7 protein-coding genes are annotated in these 10,333 nt (G+C 42.2%); all 7 read left to right on the top strand.

All coding sequences use genetic code 11. The annotated features are described in order from the left end of the window. Positions 1-763: 763 nt before the first annotated feature. The 7 genes from V7K49_RS17965 to V7K49_RS17935 all read left to right on the top strand — a co-directional run bounded on the left by V7K49_RS17965 (position 764) and on the right by V7K49_RS17935 (position 9,970). On the top strand, positions 764-2,596 hold the full coding sequence (locus V7K49_RS17965) for an alkaline phosphatase family protein (protein ID WP_335206680.1): 1,833 nt from the start codon (positions 764-766) through the stop codon (positions 2,594-2,596). A gap of 345 nt (positions 2,597-2,941) precedes the next feature. Continuing rightward, on the top strand, positions 2,942-4,402 hold the full coding sequence (hpnJ, locus tag V7K49_RS17960; protein WP_335206678.1) for a hopanoid biosynthesis associated radical SAM protein HpnJ: 1,461 nt from the start codon (positions 2,942-2,944) through the stop codon (positions 4,400-4,402). A gap of 771 nt (positions 4,403-5,173) precedes the next feature. After that, positions 5,174-5,512: a hypothetical protein gene (locus tag V7K49_RS17955; RefSeq protein WP_335206677.1), complete on the top strand. Its 339-nt coding sequence runs from the start codon at positions 5,174-5,176 to the stop codon at positions 5,510-5,512. Between the two features lie 368 nt (positions 5,513-5,880). Beyond that, the gene (gene hpnI / locus V7K49_RS17950; protein ID WP_335206675.1) at positions 5,881-7,038 is read left to right on the top strand and encodes a bacteriohopanetetrol glucosamine biosynthesis glycosyltransferase HpnI; all 1,158 of its coding nucleotides are present in this window, start codon (positions 5,881-5,883) and stop codon (positions 7,036-7,038) included. Next, complete coding sequence (hpnK, locus tag V7K49_RS17945; RefSeq protein ID WP_335206674.1) at positions 7,031-7,939, top strand: hopanoid biosynthesis-associated protein HpnK; 909 nt, start codon at positions 7,031-7,033, stop codon at positions 7,937-7,939. The genes hpnI and hpnK overlap by 8 nt, the downstream gene beginning before the upstream one ends. A gap of 64 nt (positions 7,940-8,003) precedes the next feature. Continuing rightward, on the top strand, positions 8,004-8,681 hold the full coding sequence (locus V7K49_RS17940) for a response regulator transcription factor (RefSeq protein ID WP_334864325.1): 678 nt from the start codon (positions 8,004-8,006) through the stop codon (positions 8,679-8,681). Between the two features lie 23 nt (positions 8,682-8,704). After that, positions 8,705-9,970 (top strand): sensor histidine kinase, encoded by a 1,266-nt coding sequence (locus V7K49_RS17935; RefSeq protein WP_335206673.1) that lies wholly within the window; start codon positions 8,705-8,707, stop codon positions 9,968-9,970. Positions 9,971-10,333 lie beyond the last annotated feature (363 nt).

Here is a 10,333-nt window from a genome sequence, read left to right as displayed (position 1 = left end):
GACCACTCTTCATCTGTTAAACTGCTTGAGTACATAAGTAATAAAAAATACTTTTAATCTCCCGGTACACCAGATCCCAAATGGGTTCTATAGTACATTTGGTTGTCTCTCACCCGAGTGAAAACCGCTATATTGCTCCCGTGAATCAGGATCTTGTCTATTCAACTGTGTTGGGTCATCTGCCATAAAAAAGTAAATTGCGTCACACCAGAAAAACTTTCCTGTATTCTGACTCCAGAAGAACTGAATTCTGTTTTAATAAACATACTGTGCAAGAGCTTAACTACTTATTAAAATTTTAATAATTTTTCCTTAACCTTACAGAAATAGAGTATTCCAATTGCTACATTTAAATATAAATGAAGACACTCTTAAACATGTGTATGCCTTGGAGTCCTGGGGCAAACACCAGCAAGTTTTGCGTCTTAAATCTAATATGACTTCATAGGGTGGGCAGTGCCAGCCTTTCCAAGACAAACAAATGAACTATTAAATCACTGGCTGAAACCTCTCCTTGCGGAGGCTGTGAAATTAAAGCTTGAGGCTATCGATGTCCATTAGGGCGATTACAACATCAAAGATAATCAAAATATGGTATCTTTGATTAAGCATTTTGTACCAGAAAATCTCGTAAAGACTATAGCCCAAGAATTAATCCAGAGTCCAAGAATATAGTACAAATGAATGCATTGAAAAGGCTGGCACTGCCCACCCCACGGGGTTTCAATGTTCACTTGAACTTAAATTCCACTAGGACTAGTTAATGATATTTAACCGTTTCAAACTGGCACTTGCCCTCACGATGGTTTGTGGTGTCTCTGCTTCTATGGCAATTCCTAACCGGGCTGCAATCGCAGCTATTGCCCCTGGACCATATCAGCATGTGCTAATTCTATCTGTAGATGGCTTGCGTAGTGCAGATATTTTAGACCCAGGGCTGCAACGCTACTTAACCAACATCAACAGCCTCCGTTCAGTGGGGGTAACTTACCCTAACGCCTTCACTACTAGCCCATCCGACTCTTTCCCAGGAACTCTGTCCTACCTCACTGGTGCAGGTCCTGCGACCACTGGCGTTTACTACGATGATACCTATGCTCGCAACTTGACTGCACCGATCGCGGAAGGTGGTAATATTAACAGCCCCTTAGGAACTGAGGCAACCTACTTTGAATTGCTCGATTATTCGATTCCTGCTGATCCCAGCCATCCAGATCCGAACAATGTCATTTGGAGACTTGATGGTGGTGGTTATATCAGCGGTAACCCGACCAAAGGCTTTGTGCGAGGGGACTATGGCTTGGGGAGTATCGATAAAACTCGGTTGCCCCAAAATTGCTCTAGCGGCATCTGTAAGCCAGTTTATCCCTGGCAATATCTCAATCCCGACATCAAGACAATTTTCAATGTGGCTCATAACGCTGGGCTGTACACTGCTTTTTCTGATAAACACGCAGGTGCCTACAATATCGTTCAAGGACGTGGTGGCAACTCGATTAACGACTATTACTCCCCTGAGATCAATGCAAGTGTTATCTTCGATAGAAAGGGCTTGTTGATAGATGCTATTTCCTTTGACGCAAATCACAAGCCGATAATCGCTCCAAATGCTCATGTCGTCACAGATAACACAACTTATACCAAGGCTTACGACGACTTGAAAGTAAAAGCCATTCTCAATGAAATTAGTGGGCGAAACTCTTTAGGAACTGAGAATGCACCTGTTCCTAACATCTTTGCAATGAACTTTCAAGCTGTAAGCGTTGCTGAAAAGGCACTTTCTGGCGGCATCAACAACAGCGGTAATCCGACTAACAATCCGAATGCGATCGGGGCTACTCCTCCAAAGGGACCATCTAGTGTTTTGACTGATGCTGTGCAGCATACTGATAAGAGTATCGGTCAAATTCTGTCAGCGATTCGCTCTAATCCACTTCTAGCTAAGAATACCCTGGTGATTCTGGTCGCTAAACATGGTCAAGACCCGCGTAATGGTGTGGGAACTCTGCTTAAAGATAACCTGATCCCGGATGCCATCGACTTCCACCTTAAAGATCCTAATGCTGTAAGTCAGGCTACTCAGGATGATGTCTCTCTGGTTTGGCTCAAAAATCAAAGCAAGATTAGTGATGTCACTCAATATCTGCGCGGTTTGACAAATCTCCCACTCTGTAAGGGTACTTCATCAGGCTCTACAACTTCAGCAGCTACTTGTAATCCTGGCATTGCCAAAGTTTACTCTGGGGCTTTAGCCTATCAGCTTGGTCTGGCTCCCAGCTCTAACCCGGACAACCGCACGCCTGATGTGTTCATCCAGACGCTTCCTGGCTATATCTTTGTTGGTAATCCTTCAAAAGGTAAGAAAATTGCTGAACACGGTGCTTTGTTTAATAAGGATGCGACCAACATCGCTCTAATCATCGGTGGTGATGGTTTATCAAATCATGTTAAGGGCACAACAGTAAATGATCGGGTTCGTACAACTCAAATTGCTGTAACTATTTTGAATGCTCTGGGTCTTAATTCCAATCTCTTAACAGGTGTACGGATTGAAGGAACTAAGGCACTGCCTGGAACCAGGATTAAGAGCAATTGAGATGACTAAGCCGCCCCGTCACCAGAGTAACTCCTCTACAAAAGTGGACGTGAGACTTTCAATGTAAACAATTGAACCGCGTGGCTCATGCGTCATCAGCGGGGACTGAGGGCAGTGTTAATGGATCTCATAGCAGGGATTGAGATAAAAGATTTCCCCTTGCTACAAATTAGGTAAGCCGTGGGGAAAGTTCATCGCGGCTTGCCTGAACTGTGTGATCTGCCTAAGAAAGTTAGCACTCGGCTAGATAGGCGGATTTGCCGGGAGCAAACTAAATTGTTGTAGATTTAAATAAAATATGTAAGATAAGTAACTATCTTGCTCAAATATTAAGAAGAGATATCAGTGAAGAAAACACTATTCCTCAATCCTCCTTCTTTCGATGGGTTTGATGGCGGTGCTGGTTCCCGATACCAAGCCAAGCGCGAAATTACATCGTTTTGGTATCCCACATGGCTAGCGCAACCTGCGGCGCTTGTACCTGGTAGCAAACTGGTAGATGCGCCACCACATGGTCAGACTGTGGATGACGTGCTGCAAATCGCTAAAGATTACGAATTAATTATCATGCATACTAGTACACCATCACTAGTTAACGATGTTAATTGTGCTGAGGCTATTAGAGCTACGAATCCAAGTGTACAGATTGGTTTGGTGGGTGCCCATGTAGCAGTCTTACCAGAAGAGACTTTACGGGATAACCAAGTTATTGACTTTGTGTGCCGCAATGAATTTGACTATACCTGTAAAGAACTAGCGGAAGGTAAACCCTGGGAAGAAATTAAAGGACTAAGTTACCGCGATCGCTTTTCACAAATCCGCCACAATGAAGAGCGTCCCTTAATTCATGATTGGGATGCTATGCCTAGTGTCTTGCCAATTTACGCAAGTGATTTAGATATTACTAAGTATTTCATTGGCTATCTTCAACATCCTTATATTTCCTTTTACACTGGACGCGGTTGTCCGGCAAAATGCACCTTTTGTCTTTGGCCGCAAACAATTGGCGGTCACCTCTACCGCCACAAAAGCCCAGAGGCTGTAGGACGAGAGATGGCACAAGCCAAAGCCATATTTGGCGACAAGGTGCAGGAATATATGTTTGATGATGATACCTTTACCATTGACAAACATCGAGCGATCGCTATCAGTGAATACATGAAGCAGCTCAAGCTCACTTGGAGTTGTAATGCCCGCGCTAACCTAGATTATGATACCCTTAAACAACTACGCGATAACGGTTTACGCTTGCTTCTAGTTGGGTTTGAATCTGGGAACCAAGATATTCTCAACCGAATTAAAAAGGGAATTAAGTTGGAAGTGGCACGAGAATTTATGAAAAACTGCCACCAACTGGGAATTACTGTCCACGGAACTTTTATCATCGGGTTACCAATTGAAACCCAAGAAACTGTAGAAGAGACGATTCGGTTTGCCTGCGAACTCAGTCCCCATACTATTCAAGTTTCCATCGCCGCACCCTATCCAGGGACGGAACTTTACGAACAAGCCAAAGCTAACGCCTGGTTTACTAACCAACATCTAGTAGCTGAGTCTGGCATTCAAACTTCTACGTTGCAATATCCCACCTTTTCCAGTGCGGAAATTGAAGATGCAGTTGAACGAATGTACCGGAAATTTTACTTCCGTCCCAAAGCTATTATCCCCATTGTACGGGAAATGTTGGCTGACCGTCAAATGATGGTGCGTCGCCTACGTGAAGGTGTGGAGTTCTTTTCTTACCTGAAGGAACGCCGGACTCAAGCTATTGCCCACGCGCAATCTAATCAGGCGGCTGCGGTTTAAATATTGGGGATTGAGAACTGTCTCTTGATACAGGCTAAGTACCTGTTTAATAAGAAGTTTGCCAAACTTATTGGTTATCTGTAAACCTTCAAAATCACTTATGGGGGAGCAAACCCGCTTCCAAACCCTTTGCGTTCGCATAGCGTCTCGTAGAGAAGGTTGGCAAACTTATTTCATTACAACCTCTAAAGGCTGTACTGTAAGCAGAACCCGTAGACACGTAGCGGTTTGCCGCAGGCTAGGGTAAAATTTAGTAACATTTTATACTTTCTTTTTTCCAATCCCCAATTCCCTATGAACATCCGCGAAATTCAACAATCGCCTCGTCGTTTCGCCATTATTAATGGTGATGATTTCGGCTTTTCTAGGGGTGTAAATTAAGGGATTATTCGGAGTTTATGAGCAATAATACTAACTAAGACCAGCTTGATGGTAAATGATGATGCAGCCTCAGAAGCGATCGCTCTAGCATTGACTCACCATCAATTTTGGTATTGGCAAAAGGTTTACTATTCGTGCAAGAGGTCTATTTTACCAAAATCTTTTCCAGTTCTTAACAATTGATACCTATTATTGAGTTGCTGACTTCAATTCCAATCTTGCTTTGGATCATGAAAAATTTCACAAAAACTATTTTGTTAACTGTTGTTGTAAGTATTTTGGAATTTAGTAGTTATACACAGGTAACGTATGCAAATCAATTCCCATATAGACCATTAACTGCATCGCAGTCTTCGAGCGGTGTCCAAGTTGCAGAAGTTGATAGCCCTCATGATCGTGATAGTACTCATGAAGATGGGGATAGAGAAGCTAGTGATGTTAGAAGGGTGGCTGTTGCAAAGACCCATAGAAAAAGCCACGCTATGTATCAAAAAAACCATTATCAAAAACCTACTCATGCAAGGAGGCATCACACTAGGTAGCAGCGGTTTATTTTCAATACCAGCCATCATAGCAATACCATCAAAAACAGTGCTAGGGGTAGTGGTACTGAAACTCAAAAATATGGGATCTGCTTTTTCCGCAGCAATGCAGTTAGCTAGCTTGACTGCTGTTTTATTTCTAGCACTTTGTTATGGGTGTATTTTTAATAGTTGCTGTGATGGCTGATTGATTACAAAATTGATTTTAAATTGGAATTTTCCAAAAGGTTTTTAAACATTATGTAGGAGTAAGTATCAGCTTCGTTAAGCTTACCCTTAGCTGATTAAGTTATACAATCATCAGCTTCATCCATAGAAAAAATGTAAGGATTCAGGTTATACCCAAATCTCTACAATCGTTTATTGATAGCACTTTCCGTGGATTAACCACAAATTTACATTCTCAATAATAATTGCGTAACGACTATATTTTCGGGTCTTATTGCGACTAAAGATATGTTAATCAGTCCAAGTCTAATTTGAAACTTCCTCTGTGACCGGGTTTCAAACACCTAAATTCTTACGAAAAAATTAGAATTTAAGCTGATTTTTCAGATGACAATTATTAATGTTCTGCTGTTAGTCCTGTGTCTATCGACTGTCTTATTTTATTGTTATGGAATTTATGCAGCGATAACTTTTGCAAATCACCCTGATCTTATCGATCCTGAGTTCCATCCACCTGTTACCATCCTCAAGCCAATTTGTGGGCTAGATAAGTATGCTTACGAAAATTTTGCCTCATTTTGTCAACAAAATTATCCAGAGTACCAGATGATCTTCGGTGTATGCGATCCCGAAGACCCTGCCATAAAAGTTGTCGAGAAAATCATTCAGCAATTTCCAGATGTAGATATTCATTTGGTCGTGAGCGACCGGATCATTGGTACCAACCTGAAAGTGAGTAATCTAGCAAATGCTGTCGCCGCCGCTAAACATGAAATCTTGGTCATAGCCGATAGTGATACTCGAGTCGGGACAGACTATTTACAACGAGTCATTCAACCTCTCAAAGATCACAAAGTTGGTGTTGTCACTTGTATGTATCGTTCTTTAGCACAAGGATGGGTAGCAACTTTAGAGGCGATTGCTACTGCTACACATTTTCATGCAGGCGTTTTAGTCAGTAATCAACTAGAAGGGACAAAATTTGCCTGTGGTTCTACAATTGTCATCGGTAAACAAGTGCTCAAAGCAATCGGCGGATTTGAAGCGATTGCTGATTATTTGGCAGACGACTTCCAACTCGGCTACCTACCAGGGAAAATAGGTTACAAGGTTGTGTTATCTAACTATGTAGTTGATCATGTTTTAGGTTCTACCACTCTAGCTGATGCTATTAGGCGTCAAATTCGTTGGACGCGTTGTATCCGCGTTTCTCGTCCTTGGGGTTATCTGGGATTGCTTTTTACTCACGGTACAGTTGCTAGCCTACTTTTTTTGATGGCTACAAAAGGGTCAATAGCAGGGTGGATAGGGTTAGTTATTACTTGGATGATGCGGTTACTAATGGGCTGGATAGTTGGGGTGAATATTCTCAATGATTTAAATACCAAAAAGTTTTTCTGGGTCATCCCTTTACGCGATTTGATTCAGTTTGCCATTTGGTGTTATGGCTTCCTTGGCAGCACTATTACATGGCGAGGACAGCGACTAAAGTTAACAAAAGGAGGTAAGTTAGTTTCAATTACAACACCAATGCCCAATGCCTAATACTCAAGGAATTAACATCTTGCGGCGTCGTTTTGCTATTATCAACGGTGATGACTTCGGCTTCTCTACCGGCGTAAATCAAGCGATTATTAAAGCACATAAACAAGGTATACTAACCAGTACTAGCCTGATGGTGAGCGGTGATGCAGCCCAGGAGGCGATCGCTTTGGCACATAATCACCCCAATCTAGCTGTTGGCTTACATCTAGTTTTGGTTTGTGGCCGGTCTGTGCTACCCCCAGACCAAATTCCTCATTTAGTTTCATCAAATGGGAACTTCCCAGATAGCCCCCTTCAAACTGGGTTACGCTACCAATTTCAGAGCGCCGCACGCTCAGAATTGCGACGAGAAATCCGCGCCCAGTTGACCAAATTCCGCGATTCTGGGCTATCTCTTTCTCATGTAGATGGACATTTACACCTCCACTCTCATCCCTTCGTACTAAGTATCTTGGTAGAGTTGGCACAGGAGTTTAATATTCAAGTTATCCGTCTGCCAAATGAAGAATTGGGGATGAGCCTGAAGCTTGATAGACGTAGGTTATTGACCAAGTTAGTTTGGTCGGGGGTGTTTACTCTCCTGCGCCGCTATGGTGAGACTTTGCTCACATCTCAAAATATTAATTACGCTAACCGCGTCTACGGGTTATTGGCAACTGGCAGTATGACTGAGGAATATTTGCTCGGTCTCATACCCCAGATTGAGGCAGACTTAGTGGAGATTTATTTCCATCCCGCAGTGCTTAATCCTAGTGAACCATTGAATGGTTCACCAGGAGCAGGTACAGTAGAACTCACTGCCTTGTTGAGCGAAAAAGTACGTCAAGCACTTACAGCTAATGGCTTTGAATTAACTAATTATGTTAGAATAGTCACAAAATCATTTACTAAAGCATCGTGACCGTGAGTAGTAAAAGGGTTACGGCAATTCGTAATTCTACCCCACGCACCCCTCTTCCCTAGAAATGAAAATCCTGCTAATCGAAGATGACCAGCGAATTGCTGAACCTTTAACTGAGCATTTAAGACATCAATATCATGTGGTGGATCTAGCGTCGGATGGGATTACAGGTTTTGAACAGGCGCTCATTGTTCCCTATGACCTAATTTTGTTAGATTTGATGTTACCTCGGCTTGATGGAATTAGCTTGTGTAAATATTTACGATCCGATAGATGTCAGGCTTTTATTTTGATGTTGACAGCCAAAGATACAACCACAGATAAAGTCATTGGACTGGATGCCGGAGCTGATGATTATCTGGTGAAGCCGTTTAAACTAGTAGAACTAACTGCTAGAATTAGAGCCTTATCGCGCCGAAGTCTAGATATTAAACCCACGATTTTAACTCATGGAAATTTACAACTAGATCCAAGCACCTGTGAAGTAAATTATGGACAGCATCGTCTCCCATTAACTCCAAAAGAATACACGATTCTAGAAGTATTTTTGAGAAGTCCGACGCGGGTGTTTACTCGCTCAGAACTGCTAGATAAACTTTGGGAATTTGAGGAAGTACCAGGAGAAGAAACTGTCAAAACTCACCTAAGCAACTTGCGACGGAAAATTAAAGCCGCAGGCTGTGAGTCAGATTTGATCCAAAGTGTGTATGGGATAGGCTATCGTCTACAAGTAGCTGATTAAATATCTGGTGGGAAAACCGTCTTGTGTTTCAGAAAACCCGGTATCAATTACTGCTATCTTATCTAGTTGTTTTCGCTTCACTACTAGGGATATTTGCGTTGGCAGTCCGAGTAGTGTTTATTCGCAGCCTTAGTCAAAGACTTACAGAAAACCTGATGATTTCAGGACAAAATGCTGTAGCTGATGCTGAACTTAAAAATGGTCGCCCGCAATTAGAAAATGACTTTCCTATCCAAGAACTAATTACTTATCATCAAGCTTTGCAGTGGTACGACCTTCAACATCGTTTGGTGGGACAACAGGGAAAATATGTTTTAACTTTGCCTTTTCCTTCCAATCAAACTATGCAATTTCAAAAGATTGGTAAAGTTCGCCTTCAAGGGATTACTTTACCTGTAATTGATAATGACAATGGTCGCTTGATTGGCTATGTGAGGGTAAGTCAATCCTTGAAAGAATTTGATGAAACGCTGGCTGAGTTAGATTGGGGTTTAGGTATTGGTGTTCTCATTACTTTAATGCTGAGTAGTGTTGGTGGAGTTTGGCTAACTCGTAAGGCAATGCAACCAATTGAGCGGAGTTTTCAACGACTCAAACAGTTTACAGGAGATGCATCTCATGAACTTCGGACTCCTTTGATGGCAATTACAGCAAATGTAGAAGTGGCATTAGAATATCCAGAGGGAATGCGCTCTACAGATGCTAAAAAATTTCAGGCGATCGCTAGTGCAGCTGACCAAATGATTTGCCTCACTGAAGATTTGCTACTCCTAGCTCGAAGCGACCAAATTAAAATCTCAAAACGAAAAATTGTAAATCTAGCGGAAATTTTAGATCAGCTAGCCCACCTCTATCAGCCTCAAGCCGACGCGAAAGAAATCAATTTAACAGCTAAACTGAGGAAACCGCTATATGTGCTAGGTGATTCAGTTCAGCTGACAAGAGTTTTTGTTAATTTAATTGAAAATGCTCTTCAATATACAAAAGCAACCGGTACAGTTGAAATCCAAACTAATCTTGTCGCTCAACAGGTATATGTAAGTGTAAAAGATACGGGAATTGGGATAGCCCCAGAACATCTCCAGCAAGTCTTTGAGCGGTTTTGGCGGGCGGATGAGGCACGGTCTTATCGGTCTAGAGGCTTCGGGTTGGGTTTGGCAATCGCTCAAAGTCTTGTCCAAAATCATGGAGGCACCCTTACAGTCACAAGTCAGCTGGAGGTTGGCAGCTGTTTTACGGTATGCTTGCCAGTGCATTATAGCGGTTCCTATTCGCGTGAGGTAGACTAAAACCCTTAATTGACAGGCTTCTTAGTATCATGTACGTACCTTATCCGTGAGAGAAACGTTATATCCTTCTTAAACAAAAACAAGATCAATTTTTGGCAAAACAAACGGGAGCATCCCAATTTGGAAAAAATAAAGAAAGAAAAATTATTCGCGGCGACTGAGCCGCCGTTTGTTGTATCCAACTCAGTACTTTATCTAGTACCTGAACGTATTCGAGGTCTTTTATGTTCAATGTGAGGAAAATGCTCCTTGGGTTCATCGCTGCTGCCTTACAGCACTTCCGGCTGTTATGAGGTACAGTAACAGCAATTAGCAAACCAGTTTCTTAAATGTTGAGGATTTATTAAGTCGAGTGCAACTGAT

This window comes from Nostoc sp., assembly GCF_036919675.1.
GTDB lineage: Bacteria > Cyanobacteriota > Cyanobacteriia > Cyanobacteriales > Nostocaceae > Nostoc.
The sequence above is the reverse complement of the archived record's forward strand: the minus strand, read 5'-3'. Positions and strand labels throughout refer to the sequence as shown.

What these genes read in the sequence shown, in the direction of transcription:
- V7K49_RS17955 (WP_335206677.1), top strand. Translation starts at nt 5,174, where the DNA reads ATGATCGTGATAGTACTCATGAAGATGGGGATAGAGAAGCTAGTGATG.
- V7K49_RS17965 (WP_335206680.1), top strand. Translation starts at nt 764, where the DNA reads ATGATATTTAACCGTTTCAAACTGGCACTTGCCCTCACGATGGTTTGT.
- hpnI (WP_335206675.1), top strand. Translation starts at nt 5,881, where the DNA reads ATGACAATTATTAATGTTCTGCTGTTAGTCCTGTGTCTATCGACTGTC.
- hpnK (WP_335206674.1), top strand. Translation starts at nt 7,031, where the DNA reads ATGCCTAATACTCAAGGAATTAACATCTTGCGGCGTCGTTTTGCTATT.
- V7K49_RS17940 (WP_334864325.1), top strand. Translation starts at nt 8,004, where the DNA reads ATGAAAATCCTGCTAATCGAAGATGACCAGCGAATTGCTGAACCTTTA.